This window comes from Aidingimonas halophila (genome assembly GCF_900106955.1).
Lineage (GTDB): Bacteria > Pseudomonadota > Gammaproteobacteria > Pseudomonadales > Halomonadaceae > Aidingimonas > Aidingimonas halophila.
Genome location: NZ_FNNI01000006.1, coordinates 321178 through 346176 on the forward strand (window position 1 = coordinate 321178; position 24999 = coordinate 346176).

A 24999-nucleotide genomic window follows, 5' to 3' on the forward strand; every position below is an offset into this window, starting at 1 on the left:
CGCCATGCCCTTAGCCTGGAAGAAACGAGCCAGGCAGGGGATGACGACACCAATGAGGGTGAAATAACCGAACAGATGGGAGACAGACATCAGATTTCCTGGCGAAAAGTCGGTCCAGTCATCAATTGGCCCTGTCAGGACTCAGTCAGGCACGCCGCGTTTCAATGCCTAGCGGCGCGCGGCGTTCTTCGACGAAAAAGCGCGCCACAGACCAGGCGAGCGATACGGCTGTGCACCAGCAGGCCGGCGCAATACGAGGAAAAACCGAAATTCGTGCCAGTCGACACTTGCGTTACCGGTAACATCGTACGAAACTGCCTATCAAACAACAAATAGTGATCGAAGTAACCGGAGGACGCCAACGCTTATGTGGGGCATGAAGAGTCGGTATTGGCCCGAATTCGTATTCGGCATCGTCGGTGCAGCCGGCGCGGTATGGTTGTTGAACGAAGCGGCGAGTTTTCCGCCGCGCTCGAGCCTCTTTCCCACCGCCCTGCTGTGGTGCCTGCTGGCGGTGACGGCGATCATGGCTATCCAGGCCGCCTACCGAGGGTGGCTCCGACGCGACGAAGCCGACGCCCCCGAAGCCAAGGCCGGTGGCCTGCTCGCACCCTCCGTGCTGCTGGCCGGCGCTGGCGTGACGCTCTCAGCTTTCGGCTTCTACATCACCGCGCCTCTGGTGATCTTCGCTTTTCACACCCTGCACGCCCATCGATCCGGTGAAGGCGCACTGGCCCGGCCCAGCTTGACGCGCGGCTTGTTGCTAGCGGCCCTCGCGACCCTGGTCATGTATCTGACTTTCGACGTGTTGATCGGCCTGCCGGCACCCTCGGGCACCTTGTTCTGAGGCGGTACGGCGGGTAACGCAACTGTTCGGCGCCAATCGATGCGCCGGATAACCACAACAAGAGCAAGATAGAGGAGCACAAACCATGAAACGCACACTCGCATTATCGCTGATCACCCCCCTCGCCTTCACGGCGACCGGGGTCTTGGCGGAAAGCAACTACCCGAACCAGGACATCACCATCATCGTGCCCTACAGTGCCGGCGGCAGCGGCGATACCGTGTCGCGCATCATCGCCGACCCGCTGTCGGATGAACTGGGCGTCGATGTCAACGTCGTCAACCGGCCGGGCGCCGGGGGCGAAGTGGGCATCACGGAAATGGCGAACGCCGATCCGGATGGTTACACCGTCGGCGTGTTCGGTTACCCGGACAACTTCGTCGTGGAAAACACCCGCGATGTCGACTTCAACTCCGACGACGATCTGGAGTTCCTGGCCCAGTTCGACTCGACCCCCATGGGCATCTTCGCCAAGCCCAACGCAGCCTATGACGACCTGGATAGCCTGCGGGAATACGCCTCGGACAACCCCAACGCCCTGGTGATCGGTGAAAGCGGCGCACTTGGCCTGCTGAGCGCCCTGGCCTTCGAGTCCAACCTCGATGTCGAATTGACCGAGATCCGCTACGACGGTGGCGGCGACTTGATGAACGCCATCCTTGGCGAGCACATCGACCTGGCCTCAACCTCTTCGATGAGCCACGATCCCATCGTTGATGGTGGTGGTACGCCGATCGCCTTCGCGGCAGCCGAGCGCATGGATATGTTCCCCGACGTTCCCACCATGAAGGAGCTCGGTGTCGACCAGGTCATGGAAGTCGGCCGTGTCATGGTGGTTCCCACCGGTGTTCCCGACGAAGTACGGGATACGCTGACGGACGCGCTCGATGCCATTTCCACCAACGAGGAAATGATCGATACCTTCCTCGAGGCCGACCTGCCCTACAACTATCTGGGCTACGATGACATCAACGAGAAGGTCGAAACGTCCAATAAGCAGTTCCAGGAAGTGATCGACAACAACGCCGATCAGTTCTGAGGGAACGGGCCCGACCATCGAAAGGGGCCGCCAGGGCCCCTTTCACTTGTTGCGTTCTATCATGAGGACCATTCGATGGATCTCTCTCTGTTGGGGCATCTGTTCACCCCCGCCGTCTTCCTGGCAGCCTTCGCTGGTGTGCTGATCGGTATTGTCGTCGGCGCCATCCCTGGCCTGAACGGGGCCGTGGGTATTTCACTGATGCTGCCGATGACCTTTGCCATGCCGCCGCAACTAGGCATTCTTCTGCTCGGCGGCATCTACATGGGATGCATGTACGGCGGATCGATCACCGCCATCCTGATCAACGTACCCGGCGATGTCGTCGCCGCACCCGCGGCCATGGAAGGCTATCCCCTCACCCGCCAGGGGCAGGCACGCAAAGCCCTCTATTATTCGATATTCTCCAGCATGATCGGCGGTACCGTCGGCGTGTTGGTGATGATCTTCTTCACCCCACCACTCGCCCGCTTCGCCTTGCAGTTCGGCCCGGCAGAGATGTTCTTCGTCTCCCTGTCGGGGCTGATCATTGTCGGGGCGCTCTCGGGCAGCATTCCCAAGTCGGCTTTCGCGGTATTGTTCGGCTTGTTGATCAGCACGGTGGGCATCGACCAGATCGCCGGAACCGACCGTTTCACCTTCGGCGAGAATCAGCTGCGTTCGGGCATCTCGGTGGTCCCGGTCGTGCTGGGACTGTTCTGTATTGCCGAAATGCTGTCGGTTCTGGGCCGCCGGGAGACCGTCGAAGGTGGTTACCGCGACCAGGCCATCAAGCGGCGTACCGTCCTGTTTGACCTGATGCGTCACAAGATGCTTCTCGCCAAGGGCTCGGTCATCGGCACCATCATCGGCCTGTTGCCAGGCGTAGGCACCACGCTGGCGGTATTCATGTCCTATACCGAGGCCAAGCGCAGTTCCAAACACCCGGAAACCTTCGAAAAGGGCAATGTCGAGGGCATCGTCGCGGCCGAAAGCGCCAACAACGCCACTGTCGGCTCCGCCCTGGTACCCTTGCTGGCACTGGGCGTACCGGGCAGCCCCACCACGGCCATCATCGCCGGGGCCTTGGTCGTCCATGGGGTCATCCTGGGGCCTTCCCTGTTCCAGAACCGGCCCGACATCGCCTTCGTGTTCATCTATGGCATGTTGTTCACCGTTGTCGCCATGGCGCTGATCGGCGCTTACGGCATCAAGTATTTCTCCTACATCCTGAGGATCCGCACCGCCTATATCGTACCCACCGTGCTGGTGCTATCGCTGTTCGGCGCCTATAGCCTGCGCAACAGCCTGTTCGATGTGTTCGTCGCCATCGTCATCGGCATTCTCGGCGCACTGTTCCGGCGTGTCGGCATCCCGCCGGCACCCATCATCATCGGTGTCGTGCTCGGGCCGCTCATCGAAACCAACCTGTCGCGGTCGATGCGCATCGCTGAAGCGCGCAGCCTGTCATTGCCGCAATACTTGTTCGACTCCGGCCTCTCCTGGGTGCTTTTCGGCATCGTGATCGTACTGTTGCTGATCGTCATCCAGATGCGGCGCAAGATGGCCGCCACGGAAGGGTAGCGTCTCTGGAGGACGCCATACTGAGTTGCAAGCCTCACCTGGATCATCAGCCGGGCCGAGCGGCGTGGCCGCATGGTCAATCGCGTCATCGGCGGCCCGGCCGAGCAGTTGCACGAACGCCATGACACCGACATGATCGAGCGAATACATTGCTGGACAAGACCTCATTCCATGGACACACAAAGTCTACAAGCGTTTCTCAGCGTCGCCGACAACGGCTCCTTCTCGCTGGCCGGCGAGCAGTTACACCTGACTCAACCTGCCGTCAGCAAGCGCATCGCCACACTGGAGGATCAGGTCGGCACGAAGCTGTTCGATCGCATCGGCCGCCATGTCGCGTTGACCGAAGCCGGTCGCCTGCTGCTGCCACGGGCGCGCCAGATATTGATGATGGTCAATGACAGTCAGCGCGCCCTGTCGAACCTGTCAGGCGATGTCGTCGGCAGCCTGATCATGGCCACCAGCCATCACATCGGCCTGCACCGGTTACCGCCACTCCTCAAGGCATATACTCAAGCCCATCCGGAAGTCCGCATGGACATGCGCTTCCTTGACTCGGAACAGGCGTATCAGCAAGTGCTGGAGGGGGAGCTGGAAATCGCCGTCGTCACATTGGCCCCGGTCCCCGACCCTCACCTCACTGTCGTGCCCGTCTGGATAGACCGGCTGCGCTTCGTGTGCGGGCATGACCATCCGCTGGCCTTCCGCAACGACCTGGCATTATCAGCGCTGTCGGATTACGACGCCGTCCTGCCCGGTCACTTGACGTTTACACGCGGGATTGTCGTCGACACCTTCGCCCGGGACGGCCTCAAGGTGAATGTCGCGTTGTCCACCAATTATCTGGAAACCCTCAAGATGATGGTCAATATCGGCCTGGGCTGGAGTGTATTGCCCGAGACGCTGATCGATGAGGAAGTCAAGGTCCTGCCGATCGAACACCGCCCCATCCAACGTCCGCTGGGTTATCTGGTGCACAAGAACCGTACCCTGTCGAATGCGGCCCGCTCGATGCTGACACTGCTGGATGAAGCGCGTGAGGAAATGGCCAGGTCCTGGTCTCTCTGATGGAATGTCGCTAAATATCATTCAGAAAAAGGATGGAATAGCGTTACAACGCTTAAAACTCCTTAAAATCTGATCAATAACGTCACAATAACGACGTTTAATATCAATCATCATGGCATGCGATGTCCGAAAATCTCATGTCACCTGCATCGCAGCGCCCTAGCCTTGTGCAAAACGATCCAAAACGACTCGCTTGCATGAGGTGGCTCGATGAACGAACGAACCGAACCGAGGTCCTGGGCGGCCCAGGACACGGAAAACGCACTGACACTCCCTTCCCGTTATTTTTACGACCCCCATCTTTTCGAGGCGGAGCGAGATCGTATCTTCATGGGGGCCTGGCACTTCGCCTGCCATGTCAATGAGCTTGCCGAGCCGGGCGCCTTCGTGGTGCGCGAGATCTTCGACCAGAGCGTCATCGTGATGCGCGACCGCCAGGGCGAGCTGCATGCATTCCATAATGTCTGCCAGCACCGAGGCAACAAGCTGCTTACCGAGACGCGCGGCGTCCAGAAGGGTGTCATCCGCTGCGCCTATCACTCCTGGTGCTACGGGTTCGATGGCAGCCTACGCGCCGCGCCGCGCAGCGATCGCATCAAGGCTTTCAATGTCGATGACTATCATATTCCCCCGGTACGCCTGGAAGTCTTTGCTGGCGGCGCCTACTTCAATTTCGACCCCGACGCAACCGACATGCAGACGCTCTTCCCCGGGGCCGAAGATGCCATTCGAGACGCGATTCCCGACCTGGATGCCATGCAACTGGTCCAGGAGGATGACGTCATTGTCCCGGCCAACTGGAAGGTGATCATGGACAACTCCATCGAGGGGTATCACTTCCAGCTTTCCGGGCCGCATCACGTGGATCTCGCTTCCCTGATCGATTTCGACGGCTACGAACTGACGCATCATGACCACTGGTGGACTTATGGTGCTCCTCCCAATCCCGAAGCCAAGCAGGCTTATGGCGTGCCGCTGAATCGTCCGGTCGCTCGCGGTGACGGTTTCTTCAACATCGGTATCTGGCCGCACAACACGTTCTATCAGTTCCCGTTCTCGCAGTGCATGGGGACCTTCATGATCATTCCGCTCGATGCGGAGCGCTCGATCCTGCGTTTTGGATACTACAGTCCGCACGACACGCTGCCGGAAGTGACCAAGGCCAGCATGCAATGGATGAACGAGGAACTCGGTCCCGAGGATATCGACCTCAACGTCACCGTCCAGCAAGGATTGCACTCCCTGGGTTACGACCAGGGCCGCTACATGATCGACGAGGCGCGCAGTAACGAGAGCGAACATCTGGTGCTCCACTTCCACCGCCTCGTTCACCGTGCGCTGCATGGCCATGACGGGGACGCTACGGCATGACATTCACCGACAAGCGTGTTCTGTGATGTCTCAGGTCGAGAGCGATATCGGCAATGACGACTGGATCGTCTTCCTCGGCTGGGAGCCGCACTGGATGAATGTCGACTTCGATATCCACTACCACGAAGACCCGGAGAACCTGTGGGGTGAAGCCAGCTCGGTCTCCTCGGTCGTGACCAGTGATTTCGCTGATGATCAGCCCAATGTCATTGCCTTCCTCGAGAACAGGATCATTCCCATCGAGGTACAGGACCAATGGGTTTACCGCTACAGCCGCCAGGATCGACCGCTCGAAACGGTGGCTGCCGAGTGGATCCGGAACCATCCGGATCAGGTAAACGAATGGCTCGAAGGCGTCACCACCGCTGATGGCCAGGAAAGCGCCCGGGCGGCGTACCAAGCCACATTGTGATTTTTGACAAGCATGCGGGAACAACACATGACGGCGAGTGAATCGTACGACTACATTATCGTCGGAGCAGGGTCTGCCGGCTGCGTACTGGCCGAACGGCTGACTGCTGATGGCAAACATCGCGTGTTACTGCTAGAAGCCGGCCCCCGGGATCGTTCCTGGACCATCGACATGCCGGCTGCCATGGGGTCGGCCATCGACGGACCGCACTTCAACTGGCACTACTGGTCCGGCCCTGAGCCTTACCTTGACGACCGTCGGATCGCCACGCCACGGGGCCGAACACTCGGTGGGTCCTCATCGATCAACGGCATGGTCTATATTCGCGGCCATGCACGCGATTACGATGCCTGGGAGGAAGCCGGATGCAGCGGTTGGAGCTATCGCGAGGTACTTCCCTACTTCCAGCAGGCCGAAACGCATAAACTCGGCGCGAACGCCTACCATGGTGACGACGGCCCGTTGCATGTCAGCCTCGGCCGACCAGACGACCCGCTGGCAAAAGCCTTTCTTCGCGCTGGAGAGGAAGCGGGTTATGCGGCCAGTGACGATCTCAATGGCTACCGCCAGGAAGGCTTTGGGCGTGTCGATCGGACCACTCGCGGCGGCAAGCGCTGGAGTACGGCGCGCGGCTATCTGTCACGAGCCAGACGGCGCTCCAACCTGACAGTGGTGACTCATGCCCTGGCGCGCCGAGTCCTGGTGGGCGATAACGGCGCTGACGGCATCGAGTACCGCCACAACGGTATACTCCATCACGTCCGGGCCAGTCGCGAAGTCATCCTGAGCGGCGGCGCCATCAATACCCCACAGCTGCTGCTGCTTTCCGGCATCGGTCCGACCGACGAACTGTCACGCTGGGATATCCCCTGCACACACGAACTTGCCGGCGTGGGCCGGCGACTGAGCGATCACCCCGACACCGTCGTGGCCTACCGCTGTCAGCGCCCGGTGTCTCATGCCCCCTGGACGCATATGCCACGCAAATGGTGGTTGGGTATGCGCTGGTTCCTTGATCACAGCGGCCTTGCTGCCAGCAATCAGTTCGATGCCGGCGCCTTCATCCGTTCGCGGGCGGGCGTGGAACATCCCGATATCCAATTGACATTCATGTCGATGGCGGTCGAGCCGGGCACCACCGAGAGCTTGCGCGAACACGCCTTCCAGATTCACATCGACCTGATGCGCCCGACCAGCCTCGGCCGCATCCGCCTGAACTCCACCGACCCTGCAAGGGCGCCGGAGATCGTTTTCAACTATCTCGCCACCGAACGCGACCGTACCGACATGCGTGCCGCCGTGCGTCTGGTCCGCGAAATCGTGTCCCAGCCCGCCTTCGACGGGCTACGGGGCGAGGAGATAACCCCGGGTACGTCGTGCCAGGATGATAATGCTCTGGATGCCTGGGCACGTCGCACCATGGAAACCGGTTATCACGCCGTCGGCACCTGCAAAATGGGAGCGTCGGATGATCCGGACGCCGTCGTCGATCCCCAGTTACGGGTTTACGGTCTCGAGGGACTCCGTGTCGTCGATGCATCGATCATGCCCCGGGTCGTCAGCGGTAACACCAACGCACCGACCATCATGATCGCCGAAAAGGCCAGTGACATGATCCTGGGCCAATCCCCACTACGGCCATCCGACGCTCCATTCTGGATTCATGCTGACTGGCAGAGTCAGCAACGCTGAGGAGGTCATGCCATGACGGCGACAACAACGGCACTGAATGTCGTAATCGACAGCCATCGACGTCTGTCGCAGCGAATCCACCAGATCGAGCTGGTGCCACGTGATGCAAGACCGCTGCCATTTGCGCCGGCTGGGTCACATCTGGAAGTGCGGCTGCCCAATGGCATGACGCGTCATTATTCACTGCTGGATAGCGGCAGCGAGGGATGCTATCGCATCGGCGTACTCAACGACCCGACATCCCGGGGTGGCTCGGCGTTTCTGACCGAACAGGCGAGCCCCGGCACAGCATTGAGCGTCTCCGCACCGAAAGATCATTTCCCACTCGATGACTCCCTGGAGCGTTACGTACTGATCGGCGGTGGCATCGGTATCACGCCGTTGGTCGCCATGGTTCGCCAACTGCGTCAGTGGGAAGCCCCACTGGAACTCCACTACCTGGTACGTCATCGTGAGGATGCCGCTTTTCTCGCGGAGCTGGAAGCCCTGGTTCCCGAAGCACATCTGCATCTACATGAATCCTCTCGGCAGGGCCGGACCGATCCGCGCACGCTGGTCGGCCATCATGATCCCGACGTCGGCGTCTACGCCTGCGGTCCGGACGGCTTGCTTACCGCCCTGACCGAGGCGACACGCCATTGGCCCGAGGGCGCGCTACGCATGGAACGCTTTCGCGGTATCACCGAGACCGTTTCCCATGACCGTTCCTCCTGCCTGGTGGAACTCAAGCGCAGTGGGTCTCGATTCACGCTGGCACCGGATGAGTCACTGCTCGACGGCCTGACTCGCACCGGTGTGGCGCCGGATAGCCTGTGCTGTGAAGGTGCCTGCGGCACCTGTGCCGTCACGGTACTCGAGGGTGAAATCGATCATCGCGATGTACTGCAATCCGACAGCGAAAAAGCGGCCAACGAACTCGTCTATGTCTGCGTCTCACGTCCCAAGAGCGAGAAGCTCGTGCTCGATCTCTGAGCCGGGCATCGACACGTCGCTTCACAATCATCACCGAGGTAACCCAATGACCCTGACCTACGCTGACTGGCAACAACGCGCCGCCGACCTGTCGCTCAATGGCAGCGCCTACATCGACAGCCGCCGTGTAGCCTCCCGTCAAGGCGAGTGGCTGGAATCGATCAATCCCATGACGGGCGAAACACTGACGACGATCGCCGCTTGCGGCATCGAGGAGATCGATAACGCTGTCGCCGTTGCCCGGCGCACGTTCGATACCGGCGCCTGGTCACGTGCCGAGCCGACGACACGTCGCCAGACGCTGCAAGCCATCGCCGCAGCGATTCGCGACAATGCCGAAGAACTGGCCCTGCTCGACAGCCTCGAGGTTGGCAAGTGCATTCACGAAGCCCTGGATGATGTGGAAGAATCCGCCTTGCTGTTCGACTGGTTCGGCGAAGTCCAGGACAAATGCTATGACCAGCTCGCCCCCAGTCCCAGCCATGTACAGGCGACTGTCGTGCATGAACCGCTTGGCGTGGTAGGCGCCGTGGTACCGTGGAACTTTCCCCTTCACAATGCCTCGGTGAAACTGGCACCGGCACTGGCCGCCGGTAATAGCGTGGTGCTCAAGCCCGCCGAGGAGTCGTCGCTCTCCGCGCTGCGCCTGGCGGAACTCGCGACCCAGGCCGGCCTCCCACACGGCGTGCTCAATGTCGTGCCGGGATATGGGCATATTGCCGGTGAAGCCCTGGGGCGTCATCACGATGTCGACGCACTCGGCTTTACCGGATCGACCGAGATCGGCAAGCGGTTCTTGATCTATTCCGGTGAATCGAACATGAAACCCGTCTGGCTCGAGTGCGGCGGCAAGAGTCCGCACCTGATCTTCGACGACTGTCCCGATCTGGATACCGCCGTGGACAACGCCGTGGCGGGCATCTTCACCAATGCCGGCCAGGTCTGCTCGGCGCATTCACGGCTGCTACTGCAGGAGGGTATCGCCGATCGCTTCCTCGACGCCCTGCAGGCACGCATATCCACCCTGGTTGCCGGCGACCCACTCGACCCCGCCACGATGCTCGGCCCACTCGTCAGTCAGGCCCAGTTCGACAAGGTCTGCGAGTATCTGGCCATCGGCAAGCGTGAGGCCACGCTGCTGTGTGGCGGCGACACCCGGCAGATCGCGGATGGCAGACTGTTCGTCTCGCCCACGGTATTCACGGAGGTGGCCTCACATCACCGTATTTTCCAGGAGGAGATTTTCGGTCCCGTTCTCACCGTGACACGCTTCGATGAAGAGAGCGAAGGCGTGACACTGGCCAACGAAAGCCAGTATGGTTTGGCGGCATCGCTCTGGACCTCGGACCTGGGACGCGCTCACCGTCTGTGTGATGCCATTCAGGCCGGTACCGTGACGGTCAACGGCGTCGATGCCGTCAGCCCGCAGACTCCCTTCGGCGGGATGAAGCAGTCAGGCATCGGTCGTGATTACGCCTTGACCGGGATGCACAAGTACATGGCACTCAAGACCCGCTGGATTCATTATTGATGATGGCCGATCCGTTCTATCGACACAGGAGTCACACATGACGTCATCCACCGAGATCCCCGGAACGCCCCGGCAGCAGCTCGCCTGCGTCTTCCGCTGGCTGGCACGCCTCGACATGAACGAGGCCGTGGCCAACCATTGCAGCCTGGCCACCCGAGGAGACGGCACGCGCTTTCTGGTCAATCCCGAAGGTCGCCACTTTGCCGAAATGCGAGCCAGCGACCTGGTCGAGGTGGATGCCGGTGCAGGCCAACGTCGCCCTGCCGGAATCGACCCCACGGCCTGGGCCATCCATGGTGCCATGCACCGTCAGGGACGCGGTGTGGGGTGTATCATGCACACCCATTCGCTCTACGCCACCGCACTGGCTTGTCTCGAATCCCCGGAACTGCCGCCGGTGGAGCAGAATGCCATGCGTTTCTTCGAGCGCGTTCACATCGATACTGGTTTCGATGGTATGGGTCTGGACGAAGAGGCAGAACGCCTCGGTCGTCTGGCCGGAACGGCCCCGGTACTTCTGCTCGGTAATCACGGTGTCGTCACCACGGGAGCCGATGTTGCGGAGGCTTTCGATCACCTGTATTACTTCGAGCGGGCCTGCCGTTCCTATCTGGTGGCACGTGCCAGTGGCTTGCCGCTGCGACCGGTATCCCCGGAAATCGCGCGCAAGACGGCCCGGCAGTGGGAAGATAGTCTGAATCACGGCTCCGCTCATATGCATCTGGCCGCGCTGATGCGTCTTCTCGATCGCGACGAGCCCGATTATCGGGACTGACCTTCCATGACTGCCCCGACGTCCGCCCGACGCCGAACCCCATCCCCCGAACGAATCGGCATTCTACTGATGCCGCAATTCTCGTTTGCCGGGCTAGGGGCGCTCCTGGATCCGCTGTTCATCATCAACTGGCTGGCTCAGGAACCGCGCTTCCAGTGGCAACTGCTGGGCAGTGATGCGTCGATCGCCGCCTCCAATGGCGTGCCCTTGAGCGTCGACACCGACTGGCCGGCCCCCACCGAGCTCGACAGCGTATTCGTGCTGGCCAGCTTCGAAACCAAGACCCATACCGGCGACAAGCGCATCGCCATGTGGCTGCGTCATTGTGCGGCGGCAGGTGTCGAATTGGGGGGTATCGAGATGGGCACCGAGGTATTGGCAGCCGCCGGCGTCCTGGATGATCAACGCGTTGCCGTGCACTGGGACAACCTGGAAGGCTTCCGCGAACTCTACCCGCGGATTCAGGCGACCAGCGATCTCTACACGATCGCCGGCCAACGGCTGAGTTGTGCAGGGGGGACCGCCGTACTCGACATGGTGCTCGCCTGGCTGACTCCTCGGGTCGAGTCTCCCTACATGGAGGAGCTACGCAACCACCTGCTGGAACGCCGTCAACGCAAGGGCGACACCGAGCAGCTCGCGGCCGCACCCGAGCATCATGTCGAGACATCGGCGCAACTGCGCAAGGTGATTCGCGCGATGCGCCGAACCATCGAGAATCCTCTGCCGGCCCCCGAACTGGCCGCCCTGGTCGGCTTGTCGGCCCGGCAGTTGGAAAGACGATTCAAGGCCGAACTGGGCGTGACCCCCATCCGTTACTACCTGTGGCTGCGTATCAACCGGGCCCACCGGCTACTGCAACAGACCGACCTCAGCGTTGCCGAGGTGGCAAGCTGTGCCGGCTTCGGCTCTCTGGAACACTTTTCCCGCGCCTATCGGAAGTTCTTTGGCTGTGCGCCCAGCGACGATCGTCTACAGTCACGGGATGCGCCGGTACTGCCGGTCCGCTACCTGCCTCATCAACGATAATGACCTTCGACTTGTCTGATGTCCGACAAATCCCTAGGATGCTAATGGTTAGCGCCATTTCTCTTACGTTCCGGAAACTTTGCTTCAATGACCAGCAAGGAGTCGCTCAGCGTCAACGCCCACCCCAGTGATACGGCCATGCCGCCCTGGCGACATCCCGTTTCCGGTATGGCAATCTTTATCGGCTTGCTCTTGCAGATCGCCAGTTTCACCGGCCTACCTATCGGTTCGGGACTCGTCGGCTACTTCTTCTGGGTTGCCGTCGCCTTGCTGTGGACGGATCTCGACCCTCGCACCCGCCTGCAAGCCGGCGTACTCTCCACGGCTGGCCTGATTCTGCTGCTCGTCAGCCGGTACCACTATCAAAGCCATGTCGACTGGCCGACCATCCTCGGGGGCAACACCTATGTAGTGGCCATGCTGGTCGGTGTCAGTTTCATCGGCCTGATCGGCTCACGCGGCGGTGACAAGGGACATGCCAGCGTCGGTACCCGAGGACTGATCAGCACCTGGCTGAGTGTTCATATGCTGGGCTCGATCCTCAATCTCTCGTCGGTCTTCATGATCGGTGACCACATCAAGGCACGGGCACCACTGCAATTGCCTCAGATACTGACGCTGAACCGCGGTCTTTCCAGCGCGGCTTTCTGGTCTCCGTTCTTCGCCTCGATGGGGGTGGCAATGAGTGCGGCGCCGGAGATGCACTACGTCAGTCTCCTCGTCACCGGCCTGCCACTGGCCCTCATTTCCTGCCTCGTGACTCGTTTCGAAATGCAACGACGGTTCGATCTCTCCAATGTCCACGGTTTCTCGTTGTCACCGACGAGCCTGCTGATGCCGGTATCGATGGCAGCGCTGGTCATGCTGTTCCATTACGTTCTTACGCCTTCACTGACCATCGTCAGCATCATCACGTTCCTGCTGCCTGTTGCTGCCCTTATCCTCAATCTGCCGAAGGGGATGGGCTGGACGGCACGACGCGTTCTCACTCATACCCGAGTCCGCTTACCGGCGATGCGTGGTGAAGTGTCACTGTTCCTGTCGGCGGGCCTGTTTACCTTGGGGCTTTCGACCTTTATCGATGCCGCCACGGGCAGTCAGTGGGTCTTGTTCGACCATTTCGGCGCTCGCGAAGCGATGATGAGCTATCTGGCCATCATCGCCAGCGCCATGATCGGCCTGCACCCGATCATCGGCGTGTCGACGCTGGCCTCACTGCTCGATATCGACAGTGTCAACCATACCTTGCTGGGCCTGGTCGCTCTCTGTGCCTGGGCAGTCGGCGCCGCCATCGGTCCGCTGTCGGGTATCAATCTGTCGTTGCAAGGGCGCTATGATACCAACGGCTACCGCATCATGAAGAACAACATCGTCTATGCCTTGCTCATGTCAGGCTGTGTCTTCGTCGCCATCATGCTGGTGGCCAATGCAACGTAGCACCCCCGCTGCATCACCGTCAGGTTTCCGAGGCCCGTGAAAAGTAACGGTGCCCGCACTGATGGCAAGGCTCGATGCGAGTCACGCGCTCCAACTCGAGAGTCGCGCCACAATGCACGCACGCCATACGTCCGGGCGCGGCGATTTCGCCCTCGCAGTAGTCGGCCCGAGCGGCCTCCAGATCATCGTCGAATCGCGCCTTGTCGACGATCGAACGGTCGGCGATCGAAAGCAGGGATTCAGACACCTTGCGCGACAACGCCGACAAGTCGATACCCAGCCAACTGGCCACACTCTCTCCACCGGCGGCCAGATAGCGACGCATGTCCTTGAGGTCACGCTCGACCCAGGCTCTCAGCAACGACAACTCATTCTTGGTGTAGTCCTCCAACTCGGCTTCGAACTCCACCGCCTCATCGAGATCGCGCTGCAGATTTTCCCAGGAGAGTTCTTCTGCCCCCTCCTTGAGACGCGAGAGCAATCGCTCATATCCCTCACGCAGGCGATGTTCACGCTGCTCCTTGTTCTCGCTCATATTGACCTCCTCGCACATGGATACACCCTATGGCCCCTACCTGACAGCGCCTCGCTAGGGTATGCTTGATAACCATTTAGACGTCATCGACTCTTATTCATTCGACCATCGACAACGCAAGGTATCGCATTAACCCAATGGACGCACAGTATACGCCCCACGACATCGAACATGACGCTCAGCAATACTGGGAAAAGCATCAGTGTTTCAAGGCCGTAGAAGACGCCAACCGCGACACGTTCTATTGCCTGTCAATGTTTCCCTACCCCAGCGGCAAGTTGCACATGGGGCATGTACGCAATTACACCATTGGCGACGTCGTTTCCCGTTTTCAACGCATGCAGGGCAAGAATGTCCTCCAGCCGATGGGATGGGACGCTTTCGGCATGCCGGCCGAAAACGCTGCCATCAGCAACCGGGTACCGCCGGCCCAATGGACCTACGAGAACATTGATGCCATGCGCCGCCAGTTGAAGTCGTTGGGCTTCGCCTATGACTGGAGCCGTGAATTCGCCACGTGCGACAGCGATTACTATCGCTGGGAACAGTGGTTCTTCACCAAACTGGTTGAAAAGGGGCTGGTCTACAAGAAAATGGCCGCTGTCAACTGGGATCCGGTGGACCAGACGGTTCTCGCCAACGAACAGGTCATCGACGGCTGTGGCTGGCGTAGTGGCGCACCGGTGGAGCGCAAGGAAATTCCCCTGTGGTTCCTCAAGATCACCGATTATGCCGAAGAGCTGCTGGCCGATCTTGACAATGTCGACTGGCCCGAGCAGGTCAAGACCATGCAGCGCAACTGGATCGGTAAATCCACCGGTGTGGAAATGGCCTTCGATATCCGCGCTGCTGATGGCACGGCCAAGGCGCCGATCCGGGTCTATACGACCCGTCCGGACACGCTGATGGGTGTCACTTACATGGGGCTGGCAGCCAACCATCCGCTGGCCCAGGAGGCAGCCAGAAGCAATACCGCGTTGGCGGAATTTCTTGAAGAGTGTGCGCAAGGCGGTACTTCCGAAGCCCAGTTGGCAACCATGGAAAAGAAAGGCATGGATACCGGCTTCAAGGCAGTACACCCGCTCACCGGCAGGGAAGTCCCCGTCTACGTCGCCAATTTCGTGTTGATGGAGTACGGCACCGGCGCCGTGATGGCCGTACCGGCGCATGACCAGCGTGACTGGGAATTCGCCACCAAGTACGCGCTTCCCATCGAACCGGTGATTGCCGATGACGAGGGGCAGGCCCCGGACCTGTCTTGGGGCGCCCATGTCGCCTATGGAAAATTGATCAATTCCGGGGAGTTCGACGGACTCGATTTCCAGGCGGCTTTTGACGCCATCGCGCAGCGGCTCGAAGAGCAAGGGCATGGCGAAGTCAAGACCAACTTCCGGCTACGGGATTGGGGCATAGCCCGACAACGTTATTGGGGGGCTCCCATCCCGGTCAAATACGGCCCCGAGGGAGAGACCGTTCCACTGACCGATGATGAGTTGCCGGTCGAGTTGCCGATGGAGGTCGAGGTCGACGCCACCGGTTCGCCGTTGAAAAAGATGCCGGCATTCTATGACCTCGGTGACGGCTGGACACGCGAAACCGACACCTTCGACACCTTCATGGAATCCTCCTGGTACTATGCACGGTTCTGTTGTGCGGATAACCGTGAGGCGATGCTCGACGAACGCGCCAACTACTGGCTGCCCGTCGATCTCTACATCGGCGGTATCGAGCACGCCATATTGCACCTGCTGTACGCTCGTTTCTTCCATAAGCTGATGCGGGATTTCGGCCTGGTCGACTCCGACGAACCGTTCCAGCAACTCTTGACGCAAGGCATGGTGATCGCCGAGACGTTCTACCGCCCCACCGCTAACGGTGGCAAGGAGTGGTTCAACCCCGCCGATGTCGAGGTCGAACGGGATGACAAGGGGCGTCCGGTCCGCGCCACTCTGAAACAGGATGGACGACCTGTGGAGATGGGGGGCATCGAGAAGATGTCCAAGTCGAAGAACAATGGCGTCGACCCTCAGGCAATGATCGACCGTTTCGGTGCCGATACGGTGCGCCTGTTCATGATGTTCGCCGCACCACCGGAACAGTCCCTGGAATGGTCGGACTCCGGCGTCGAAGGTGCGCACCGTTTCATCAAACGACTATGGCGCCTGGTCGCTGATCACATCGACGCCGGCACTCCGGCGGCGCTGGATATCGACGCACTCGACGACAACCAGAGCGAACTGCGCCGCAAGACCCACGAAACCATCAAGAAAGCCAGTGACGATATCGGTCGCCGCACGACCTTCAATACGGCTATTGCCGCGGTCATGGAGCTTTCCAACGCACTCGGCAAATTCGATGACACCTCGCCACTCGGACTGGCCGTCGCGCGGGAAGCAGCCGAGGCCTGTGTGCTGCTGCTGGCGCCGATCACGCCACATGCCTGCCACGCGCTCTGGCGCGAACTCGGCCATGACACGCCCGTCATTGACGCCGCCTGGCCCAAGGTCGACGAATCGGCGCTGACGCGTGACACAATCGAGCTGGTCGCTCAGGTCAACGGCAAGTTGCGTGCCCGCCTGCAGGTACCGTCTGATGCCGACAAGGAAGCCATCGAAGCGCAGGCTCTGGCCGCCGACAACGTCAAGCGCCATATCGAAGGCCGCACGGTGCGCAAGGTCATCGTAGTGCCCGGCAAGCTGGTCAATGTCGTGGTTGCATGAGCCGAATTTCGTCGTGGACCAGGAGGGCTAGATCATGCGACGCCGTACATTCCTGACATACAGTCTGGCGATGCTGGGGACAACCGGGCTCGTCGGCTGTGGTTTTCGATTGCGTGGCCTGGACGGGGACATTGCCGGGCTCGATAGATTGGCATTCGACGCTGCCGACAGCGACCTGTCCGATGTCGTGCGTGACGAGCTCGAGGGGGCCGGGACCCTGATCGATGATAAAGCGCCATTACGGCTCAATCTGGGTCCGGAGACACTGAACCAGTCGGTATTGACGTTCGGCAGTGCCGGTAGCCGTGAAATCGAATTGACCCTGACAGCGCCCTTCTCCGTCCAGCAGACGGCAAACGATGCCTACCTGATGAACCAGGAGCAACTCGAGGTCACCACGACGTACAGTGTCACGGACGATAACCTGCTGGCACAGGACGACTTGCGTGCAGAAGCCACTGAACGGCTGCGTCGTGACGCGGCTCGACAGTTACTCGATCGGTTACGCTCGCTGGCAGACGACTGACACCTCATGAAAGTCTTCCCTGACAAGCTCTCAGCCGAACTGGAAAAACGTTTGCCACCGGTAGTGATCGTTGCCGGTGACGAACCATTGATCCACATGGAAGCCTGCGATGCCGTACGGACCGCAACGCGGGATCGCGGCATCGAAGAGCGCGAGGTGCTGCACGTCGAGAGTGGTTTTGCCTGGGGGCGTTTGACAGAATCCGCCGCCAGCCTCTCGCTGTTTGCGTCCAGCAAGCTGATCGAACTCCGTCTGGGTAGCCAGAACCTCGGACAGGATGGCGCCAAGGCACTGGAGCATTACGCCAATCAATTGTCGCATAGCGACAATGTCCTGCTGATCGCCTCCGCCCGACTGGAGCGCAAGCAGCAACAAAGCAAGTGGTTCAAGGCTCTCGACAAGGCCGGCATATTCGTCCCCGTCTGGCCGGTCGATCACCAGCGCTTGGGATTCTGGATCCGTGACCGGGCCGTTCGGCATGGTCTTTCCATCAACATGGAAGCGGCGCGCCTGCTGGGTGAACGCACGGAGGGCAATCTACTCGCCGCTGATCAGGAGTTGCAGAAACTGGCTTTGCTGATGCCTTCCGGCACCCAGGTCGATACCGATACCATTGCCAGCGGTGTCGAGGACAGCGCCCGCTATGATGTGTTCACACTGGCGGATGCGTGCCTTCGTGGTGAACGGGAACGCGCGTCGCGAATCATCGGAGGCCTTCGCGGTGAAGGAGTGGAGGCCCCGATCGTACTATGGGCTCTGACCCGGGAATTACGCACGCTACTATCGCTGTATCAGCATCTCGACCAAGGGCAGAGTTTCGAGCACGCCTGCAAGTCACAGAAACCGCCGATCTTCGACAAACGGCGCCCCGCCTACCAGCAGGCGCTCAACCGGCTACCGGTCAAACGACTGCACAAGTTATTGCTGTTTGCCCAACGTCTCGACCTTGCTATCAAGGGCGCCAGCCCGATCCCGCTCTGGGATGGCTTGCACGACCTGGCCCTGACACTGGCCGGTGGGCGCGGGCTGCTGGCGGAATCCTCCTTTTCGTACAAAGTGGGTTGAGTTCGCCCCCACCCCCCTGATCTCGGTCTCATATTACGGTATCATGCCGCGCTTTGCGCCCATCGCGGTGTCTGAACGTACCATCCATTCCAACGACACGAGTCCGCCATGAATGCCGTCGTTCTGGCCATCCTGGTGATGGTCACCTTGAGTCTCGCTCGCATTTCCGTCGTCTTTGCCCTCATCATCGCCAGCCTGGTCGGCGGTCTCTACGCCGGCTTGCCCCTATCGGAGGTTCTCGATGCGTTCAACGATGGGCTGGGAAATGGGGCTACCATTGCACTCTCCTACGCCGTTCTCGGTGCCTTTGCCGTGGCGCTATCCCGCTCAGGAGTGACCGAACTACTGGCCGATCGCACCATCCACCGGCTGGGGCTGGATAACAATGATCGGAGACACCGATCGGTGGTGTTGACGTTGCTGGGTGCTCTGCTCGCTGCCGCCATCAGCTCACAGAATCTGATTCCGGTGCATATTGCATTCATTCCCGTGCTGGTTCCGCCTCTGCTCAAGCTGATGAACCATCTCCAACTGGATCGGCGCGCCGTGGCCTGCGTGATCACTTTCGGTATTACCGCCCCCTATATGTTGCTGCCGGTAGGCTTCGGTTCGATCTTTCTCAATGATCTGTTGCTGGGGAACATCAATGAAGCGGGCGCCGAACAAGGGCTTGCAGTGGATGCCGGGATGGTGCCTTTGGCCATGGGCATTCCCATCAGCGGCATGCTACTGGGTTTGATTATCGCCGTTTTCTTCAGCTACCGCCGTCAACGCGTGTACGAGGATCGCGACCTGGCTCATGGCGATGAGCGACCTGCCCAGGCAGCTCAACACCTGGCTACCTGGCAAATGCTGGTGCTGGCCGTCGCACTGGTGGGCACGGTGGTGATTCAGCTACTGACAGACTCGATGGTGTTGGGCGGACTGTTCGGCTTTGCCCTGCTTTCGGTCAGTGGCGTGTTTCGCTGGCACGAACAGGACGATATTTTCACCGAAGGCATGCGAATGATGGCACTGGTCGGTTTCATCATGATCACTGCAGCCGGATTTGCCAGCGTGATGCAGGAAACCGGACAGGTCGAGACACTGGTCGCCAGTTCGACCGAGGTGATCGGCGACAACCGTGGCCTGGCGGCTCTGATCATGCTGCTGGTAGGGCTGTTCATCACCATGGGCATCGGTTCGTCGTTCTCGACCATACCGATCATCGCTTCGCTTTATGTGCCGCTGGCACTCAATTTCGGCTTTTCTCCCATGGCCACCGTCGCACTGGTCGGCACCGCTGCCGCACTCGGCGATGCCGGCTCACCGGCGTCGGACTCGACGCTTGGCCCTACGGCAGGGCTCAACGCCGATGGTCAGCATGACCATATCTGGGACTCCGTCGTACCGACATTCCTCCACTACAATATCCCACTCATCATTTTCGGCTGGCTGGCGGCAATGGTGCTTTGACCCTACCACCAGGTTGCCGACACATGCCGGCAACCTGGTGAATGACTCATTTCTTGCTCTGGATCACTGCAGTGCAGCATATGTTGTGCTAAACAGGTAGTCATGCCCTATCACTGTGATCCAGAGTCTTCCAATGCCCGCATCGAACGAACCGCCTCGCCCACCTTGGCATGCCCTATCTGTCGAAGAGACATTGTCACGCTTGACTTCCCACACCCAGGGGCTTGATGACGCCGAGATCCAGCATCGTCTGGATATCCACGGACGGAACCGGCTACAGCAGGAACGCATTCGCCCCTGGTGGAAACGACTCCTGGTCCAGTTCAATAACGTGCTGATGCTGATCCTGCTGGTCGCTGCGTTGGCCAGCCTGGGCATGGGACATGTGCTGGACACACTGGCCATTCTTGGCGTGGTGGTCATCATTGCATTGGTCGGGTTCATCCAGGAAGGCAAGGCCGAGAAGGCACTGGACAGTATTCGGCGCATGCTGTCGCCCCGGGCCAATGTCGTGCGGGGCGGGCAGCGTCGGCAAGTGGATGCCGAAGTACTGGTCCCCGGCGATATCGTGCTGCTCGAAAGCGGCGACCGCGTGCCGGCGGACCTTCGCCTGCTGGATGCCAAGCGAGTGCGAGCCGATGAGGCAGCATTGACTGGCGAGTCGGTCCCGGTCGACAAGCAGACGATGCCCGTCGCTGACGACACCGAGCTGGCTGAACGTTCGAACATGGCTTATGCGGGGACCATCATCGCTCAGGGCAATGCCACCGGCGTTGTCGTGGAGACAGGCGCACGTAGCGAAATTGGACGAATATCGGAGTTGTTGCGCGACGTCGAGAAACTGAAAACGCCGCTACTGCGCCAGCTCGACCGTGCCGGACGCACGCTCGCCATCGTGATCGTGCTGACGGCACTGCTCACCGGGGTGTTCGGCATTCTGGTCCACGACCAACCATTGAGCGACATGTTCATGGCCAGCATCGGCCTGGCAGTCGCAGCCATTCCGGAGGGCCTGCCCGCGATCGTCACCATCGGGCTGGCACTGGGCGTGCAAACAATGGCCAGACGCAACGCCATCATTCGGCGCCTGCCTGCAGTCGAAACGCTGGGATCGATTTCCACCATTTTTTCCGACAAGACCGGGACACTGACCCGCAATGAGATGACGGTACAAGCCATCTGGCTGCCTGAAGGCCAATTCCGTGTCACGGGCGTCGGCTATGCGCCGGAAGGCGACTTCGTCGCACTCGATGACGACGGTAATGATGCATCCACTACCGTATCGCTTGATGACCAGCCCGATCTGGGTCACTTGCTTCGTGCCGGCGTGCTATGTAACGACGCCGAATCGGCCGAAGAAGCCGGCCGTTGGCATATTCATGGTGATCCTACAGAGGGCGCTCTGGTCGTGGCTGCCGCCAAGGCGGGGCTATCGTTTCGGACATTACGTCACGATCATGCCCGCCATGATGCCATCCCCTTCGAGTCGGAGCGTCGTTACATGGCAACCCTGCACGACCTCCACGGCACCACCTGCCTGTTCGTCAAGGGGGCCCCGGACCGGCTGCTGGAGATGTGCCATCGGGTTCGCGTCGGTAATCAGACACAACCGCTCGACACGCAGGAATGGCACGCCCGTATCCACGCACTATCGTCCCGTGGCTTACGCGTATTGGCCCTGGCCGAAAAAACCGGGGAGCCCCACGCCGGAGACCTGACCGATGAACATGCCGAGGAAGGGCTGGTATTGCTGGGGCTGGTCGGCCTGCTCGACCCACCAAGGGAGGATGTCATCGACGCTGTCGAGCGCTGCCTGACAGCGGGTATTCGCCCCGTCATGGTGACCGGTGATCATGCCGAGACCGCGCTCGCGATAGCTCGGCAGCTGGGCTTTTCCCACACCGACCGCGCTGTCACCGGTCGGGAGATCGAAGCCATGAGTGATGCCGATCTTGCAGCCTGTATTACCGAGATCGACGTATTCGCTCGTGCCGCCCCCGAGCACAAGCTGCGACTGGTCAAGGCCATGCAGGCCCGGGGCGGCATCTGTGCAATGACCGGCGACGGGGTCAACGATGGCCCCGCCCTGAAGCGTGCCGATGTCGGGGTCGCCATGGGTGTCCAGGGGACGGAGGCCGCCAAGAATGCCGCAGAAATGGTGCTGGCGGATGACAATTTCGCCAGCATCGTCAGCGCCATCGAAGAAGGCCGCAAGGTCTATGACAATATCCGCAAGACCATCACCTTTTTATTGCCCACCAATGGCGGACAGGGGCTTTCGATTCTTCTTGCCGTCCTGGCCGGCGGTTCATTGCCGGTGACACCGCTACAGGCGTTGTGGGTCAATATGGTCGTCGCCATCACTTTAGGGCTTGCCCTGGCTTTCGAGCCCGGCGAACCCGATCTCATGAAACGACACCCTCGGAATCCTGACGCCCCCTTGCTGGACGGTTTTCTACTGTGGCGCGTGGTATTCGTATCGGTCCTGTTACTGGCCGGCGTCTTCGGCATGTTCACCTGGTTGCACGACATTCAGGGTAACAGCCAGGCCCTGGCCCGCAGCGGGGCCGTCAATATACTGGTCATGGGCAGCGCCGCTTACCTGATCAACAGCCGATACCTTGTTTACAGTGCGTTGTCGAAGCAGGGAGTCTTCGGCAGCCGCTCGGTATGGTTGGCGATCACTCTGGTCGTACTGCTGCAGTTGGGCTGGACCTACCTGCCGTTCATGCAACGCCTCTTCGGTAATGAGGCGCTGTCACTCATCCACTGGCTGGTCATCGTCTCGGCCAGCATCATCCTGTTTCTCATCGTCGAACTGGAAAAGGGAGTATGGAGATATTTTCATCGCTCACTCAGGGGGCGCTCGTCTACTCATGACCCTCTGACACCACGCAAGACAACATGATGAGGAATGAATCAGTATCATCAATTATTGTAATTTTATATCGTTATTCATTATCAAAACAAATAGATCACTCCCTCTGCTAAGCTAATGTCAATTCACGACGGGGCTTATGACAGCCAGTGCTTGGCTGCCGAGAACCCTGTCATGTCAGACAAGGGCCGATGCCGAGAGGAGACTGCATTTGGAACTGATTCAGTACGCCTTCAACAATATCGAGTTGTTGGGCACCCGGACACTGGAACACATCTCGCTGGTCAGTGTTGCCGTCGGGATCGCTACCCTGACCGGTGTGCCTATCGGTATCGCCATTACACGTAACGAAACCGTTGCCCGCACCGTTCTCTACATCGCATCCATCATTATCACGATCCCTTCCATCGCACTGTTCGGGATCATGATTCCGATCCTGTCGACCATCGGCCAGGGGATCGGTTACGTACCGGCAGTCATTGCCGTTCTGCTGTACTCACAGCTGCCGATCATTCGTAATACTTACACCGCCATCAACAATGTCGATCCCGCCTTGCGGGAAGCCGCACGCGGTATCGGCATGAGTGCCAACCAGCGACTGCGCATGGTCGAGATTCCTCTCGCCGTCCCCGTCATAATGGCCGGCGTTCGTACCGCCGTGGTACTCAACATCGGCGTCATGGCGATTGCCGCCTATATCGGAGCTGGTGGGCTCGGCACCTTCATCAGCCGCGGCATTTCCCAGTCGGACCCACGCCAGCTGATCGTAGGCGCCGTCGCCGTGAGTCTACTGGCGATCATCGTCGACTATTCGCTATTGGCACTGCAGAAACGCTTGACCCCCAAAGGTCTGGAACGTGCCGCTTCCAGCCCCTGACATCCTGCGACGGGTCAACGACTTCCGCCTAACGAACAAGGACACATGAATGATTCGACTCGATAACCTGACCAAGGTCTTCGACACGCCCAAGGGCGCGGTGGTTGCCGCGGACCATATCAGCATGGAAGTGCCCCGGGGCGAAATCTGCGTACTGCTCGGTCCCTCGGGTTGCGGCAAGACCACGACGCTGAAGATGATCAACCGCATCGTACGACCGACATCGGGCAAGGTATTCATCAACGATGAAGACACCTCCGGTCTCAATACTCAAGAGCTTCGCCGTAACATCGGTTATGTCATCCAGCAGATCGGCCTGTTCCCGAACATGACGATCGAAGAGAACATCACCGCCGTTCCACGCTTACTGGGTTGGGATGCCAAGCGTTACAAGGAGCGTGCCCGGGAGATGATGGCGATGATCGCCATGGAGCCCGACGCGTTTCTCAAACGCTATCCAAGTGAACTGTCCGGCGGCCAGCAACAGCGTATCGGAGTCGCCCGCGCTCTGGCTGCCGACCCGCCTGTCATGTTGATGGACGAACCGTTCGGGGCCATCGACCCGATCAATCGCGCCGTGATTCAGGATGAGTTCCTCAAGATGCAGCAGGATCTCAAGAAGACCATCATGTTCGTCAGTCACGATATCGATGAAGCGATCAAAATGGGTGATCGGGTCGCCATTTTTCGGGAAGGCAAGCTGGTACAGTATTCGACCCCCGACGACCTGCTCGCCGCCCCCAAGAATGCCTTCGTCGAGTCCTTCCTGGGCGAGGATCGCGCACTGAAACGGTTGAACCTGGTCAAGGTTCGGGAAGTCATGTCGCACGAGATAGGTACCGTCACCCCCGATGACAGCCTTGAAACCGCACTGCAGCGCATCGACGACTACGGTTACCAGAACGCGATCGTGATGATCAATGATCGGCAACGTCCCACCGGGATGATCACTCGGGCCATAGCACGAACGACCAAAGGCTATTGTCGGGATCACTTCCAGGGCATCCCCGCCGCGGTTCATCTAGACGATGACCTACGCAAGGTGGCTTCGCTGATGTTCTCCAATGACATGACCTGGCTGCCCTGCGTGGACGATGACGAACGCATCATGGGCCAGATCACCCAGCGGGCCATCACCCATCATCTGGGCTCCCGCCATCGCGTCGCGGAACATAGCGTCGCCGACCAAAACACGGGGGTGTAAGCC

20 protein-coding genes are annotated in these 24999 nt (G+C 60.0%); 19 read left to right on the forward strand and 1 reads right to left on the reverse strand.

Annotation, left to right across the window (positions count from 1 at the left end; translation table 11 throughout):
- Positions 1 to 376: 376 nt before the first annotated feature.
- The 12 genes from BLW01_RS13295 (at position 377) to BLW01_RS13350 (ending at position 13736) form a co-directional block, all read left to right on the forward strand.
- Positions 377 to 847 carry a tripartite tricarboxylate transporter TctB family protein gene (locus BLW01_RS13295; RefSeq protein ID WP_175529841.1) on the forward strand — a complete coding sequence of 157 codons (471 nt, stop codon included), beginning with the start codon at positions 377 to 379 and terminating at the stop codon, positions 845 to 847.
- Positions 848 to 932: 85 nt separating this feature from the next.
- Positions 933 to 1886: a tripartite tricarboxylate transporter substrate binding protein gene (locus BLW01_RS13300; RefSeq protein ID WP_092570493.1), complete on the forward strand. Its 954-nt coding sequence runs from the start codon at positions 933 to 935 to the stop codon at positions 1884 to 1886.
- 75 nt (positions 1887 to 1961) lie between these two features.
- Complete coding sequence (locus BLW01_RS13305) at positions 1962 to 3449, forward strand: tripartite tricarboxylate transporter permease (protein WP_092570495.1); 1488 nt, start codon at positions 1962 to 1964, stop codon at positions 3447 to 3449.
- A gap of 171 nt (positions 3450 to 3620) precedes the next feature.
- The gene (locus BLW01_RS13310; protein WP_092570625.1) at positions 3621 to 4517 is read left to right on the forward strand and encodes a LysR family transcriptional regulator; all 897 of its coding nucleotides are present in this window, start codon (positions 3621 to 3623) and stop codon (positions 4515 to 4517) included.
- Positions 4518 to 4727: 210 nt separating this feature from the next.
- On the forward strand, positions 4728 to 5888 hold the full coding sequence (locus BLW01_RS13315; protein WP_092570497.1) for an aromatic ring-hydroxylating oxygenase subunit alpha: 1161 nt from the start codon (positions 4728 to 4730) through the stop codon (positions 5886 to 5888).
- A 25-nt stretch (positions 5889 to 5913) separates the two neighbouring features.
- Positions 5914 to 6300 (forward strand): glycine betaine ABC transporter substrate-binding protein, encoded by a 387-nt coding sequence (locus BLW01_RS13320; RefSeq protein ID WP_229806454.1) that lies wholly within the window; start codon positions 5914 to 5916, stop codon positions 6298 to 6300.
- Positions 6301 to 6327: 27 nt separating this feature from the next.
- On the forward strand, positions 6328 to 7992 hold the full coding sequence (locus BLW01_RS13325) for a choline dehydrogenase (RefSeq protein ID WP_092570501.1): 1665 nt from the start codon (positions 6328 to 6330) through the stop codon (positions 7990 to 7992).
- A gap of 12 nt (positions 7993 to 8004) precedes the next feature.
- Positions 8005 to 8964, forward strand: coding sequence for a PDR/VanB family oxidoreductase (locus BLW01_RS13330; RefSeq protein WP_092570503.1), 960 nt, complete (start codon positions 8005 to 8007; stop codon positions 8962 to 8964).
- Between the two features lie 46 nt (positions 8965 to 9010).
- Positions 9011 to 10495, forward strand: a complete 1485-nt coding sequence (locus BLW01_RS13335) for an aldehyde dehydrogenase (protein WP_092570505.1) — start codon at positions 9011 to 9013, stop codon at positions 10493 to 10495.
- Between the two features lie 37 nt (positions 10496 to 10532).
- Positions 10533 to 11270, forward strand: coding sequence for a class II aldolase/adducin family protein (locus BLW01_RS13340; RefSeq protein WP_092570507.1), 738 nt, complete (start codon positions 10533 to 10535; stop codon positions 11268 to 11270).
- 6 nt (positions 11271 to 11276) lie between these two features.
- On the forward strand, positions 11277 to 12299 hold the full coding sequence (locus tag BLW01_RS13345) for a GlxA family transcriptional regulator (RefSeq protein ID WP_092570509.1): 1023 nt from the start codon (positions 11277 to 11279) through the stop codon (positions 12297 to 12299).
- Between the two features lie 87 nt (positions 12300 to 12386).
- Positions 12387 to 13736 carry a hypothetical protein gene (locus tag BLW01_RS13350; protein WP_308428097.1) on the forward strand — a complete coding sequence of 450 codons (1350 nt, stop codon included), beginning with the start codon at positions 12387 to 12389 and terminating at the stop codon, positions 13734 to 13736.
- Between the two features lie 19 nt (positions 13737 to 13755).
- Here BLW01_RS13350 and BLW01_RS13355 read toward each other — a convergent pair whose 3' ends face one another.
- Positions 13756 to 14271, reverse strand: coding sequence for a zinc ribbon-containing protein (locus BLW01_RS13355; RefSeq protein WP_092570511.1), 516 nt, complete (start codon positions 14269 to 14271; stop codon positions 13756 to 13758).
- Positions 14272 to 14408: 137 nt separating this feature from the next.
- Here BLW01_RS13355 and leuS point away from each other — a divergent pair, with 137 nt between their 5' ends.
- The 7 genes from leuS to BLW01_RS13390 all read left to right on the forward strand — a co-directional run bounded on the left by leuS (position 14409) and on the right by BLW01_RS13390 (position 24996).
- Entirely contained in the window at positions 14409 to 16991 is a 2583-nt protein-coding gene (gene leuS, locus BLW01_RS13360) for a leucine--tRNA ligase (protein ID WP_092570513.1), read from the forward strand.
- Between the two features lie 34 nt (positions 16992 to 17025).
- On the forward strand, positions 17026 to 17517 hold the full coding sequence (locus BLW01_RS13365; RefSeq protein WP_092570515.1) for an LPS-assembly lipoprotein LptE: 492 nt from the start codon (positions 17026 to 17028) through the stop codon (positions 17515 to 17517).
- A 6-nt stretch (positions 17518 to 17523) separates the two neighbouring features.
- Positions 17524 to 18582, forward strand: a complete 1059-nt coding sequence (gene holA / locus BLW01_RS13370) for a DNA polymerase III subunit delta (protein WP_092570517.1) — start codon at positions 17524 to 17526, stop codon at positions 18580 to 18582.
- Positions 18583 to 18690: 108 nt separating this feature from the next.
- Positions 18691 to 20037, forward strand: coding sequence for a Na+/H+ antiporter family protein (locus tag BLW01_RS13375; protein ID WP_092570519.1), 1347 nt, complete (start codon positions 18691 to 18693; stop codon positions 20035 to 20037).
- A 133-nt stretch (positions 20038 to 20170) separates the two neighbouring features.
- Positions 20171 to 22945: a cation-translocating P-type ATPase gene (locus BLW01_RS13380; protein ID WP_092570521.1), complete on the forward strand. Its 2775-nt coding sequence runs from the start codon at positions 20171 to 20173 to the stop codon at positions 22943 to 22945.
- Positions 22946 to 23126: 181 nt separating this feature from the next.
- On the forward strand, positions 23127 to 23792 hold the full coding sequence (locus tag BLW01_RS13385; protein ID WP_092570523.1) for an ABC transporter permease: 666 nt from the start codon (positions 23127 to 23129) through the stop codon (positions 23790 to 23792).
- 49 nt (positions 23793 to 23841) lie between these two features.
- Positions 23842 to 24996 carry an ABC transporter ATP-binding protein gene (locus tag BLW01_RS13390; protein WP_092570525.1) on the forward strand — a complete coding sequence of 385 codons (1155 nt, stop codon included), beginning with the start codon at positions 23842 to 23844 and terminating at the stop codon, positions 24994 to 24996.
- The last annotated feature ends 3 nt before the right edge of the window (positions 24997 to 24999 follow it).

Coding starts and splice junctions, on each gene's coding strand:
- BLW01_RS13310 (WP_092570625.1), top strand. CDS start 3,621: ATGGACACACAAAGTCTACAAGCGTTTCTCAGCGTCGCCGACAACGGC.
- BLW01_RS13375 (WP_092570519.1), top strand. CDS start 18,691: ATGAATGCCGTCGTTCTGGCCATCCTGGTGATGGTCACCTTGAGTCTC.
- BLW01_RS13380 (WP_092570521.1), top strand. CDS start 20,171: ATGCCCGCATCGAACGAACCGCCTCGCCCACCTTGGCATGCCCTATCT.
- holA (WP_092570517.1), top strand. CDS start 17,524: ATGAAAGTCTTCCCTGACAAGCTCTCAGCCGAACTGGAAAAACGTTTG.
- BLW01_RS13305 (WP_092570495.1), top strand. CDS start 1,962: ATGGATCTCTCTCTGTTGGGGCATCTGTTCACCCCCGCCGTCTTCCTG.
- BLW01_RS13320 (WP_229806454.1), top strand. CDS start 5,914: ATGTCTCAGGTCGAGAGCGATATCGGCAATGACGACTGGATCGTCTTC.
- BLW01_RS13330 (WP_092570503.1), top strand. CDS start 8,005: ATGACGGCGACAACAACGGCACTGAATGTCGTAATCGACAGCCATCGA.
- BLW01_RS13340 (WP_092570507.1), top strand. CDS start 10,533: ATGACGTCATCCACCGAGATCCCCGGAACGCCCCGGCAGCAGCTCGCC.
- leuS (WP_092570513.1), top strand. CDS start 14,409: ATGGACGCACAGTATACGCCCCACGACATCGAACATGACGCTCAGCAA.
- BLW01_RS13295 (WP_175529841.1), top strand. CDS start 377: ATGAAGAGTCGGTATTGGCCCGAATTCGTATTCGGCATCGTCGGTGCA.
- BLW01_RS13355 (WP_092570511.1), bottom strand. CDS start 14,271: ATGAGCGAGAACAAGGAGCAGCGTGAACATCGCCTGCGTGAGGGATAT.
- BLW01_RS13345 (WP_092570509.1), top strand. CDS start 11,277: ATGACTGCCCCGACGTCCGCCCGACGCCGAACCCCATCCCCCGAACGA.
- BLW01_RS13300 (WP_092570493.1), top strand. CDS start 933: ATGAAACGCACACTCGCATTATCGCTGATCACCCCCCTCGCCTTCACG.
- BLW01_RS13365 (WP_092570515.1), top strand. CDS start 17,026: ATGCGACGCCGTACATTCCTGACATACAGTCTGGCGATGCTGGGGACA.
- BLW01_RS13350 (WP_308428097.1), top strand. CDS start 12,387: ATGACCAGCAAGGAGTCGCTCAGCGTCAACGCCCACCCCAGTGATACG.
- BLW01_RS13390 (WP_092570525.1), top strand. CDS start 23,842: ATGATTCGACTCGATAACCTGACCAAGGTCTTCGACACGCCCAAGGGC.
- BLW01_RS13335 (WP_092570505.1), top strand. CDS start 9,011: ATGACCCTGACCTACGCTGACTGGCAACAACGCGCCGCCGACCTGTCG.
- BLW01_RS13315 (WP_092570497.1), top strand. CDS start 4,728: ATGAACGAACGAACCGAACCGAGGTCCTGGGCGGCCCAGGACACGGAA.
- BLW01_RS13325 (WP_092570501.1), top strand. CDS start 6,328: ATGACGGCGAGTGAATCGTACGACTACATTATCGTCGGAGCAGGGTCT.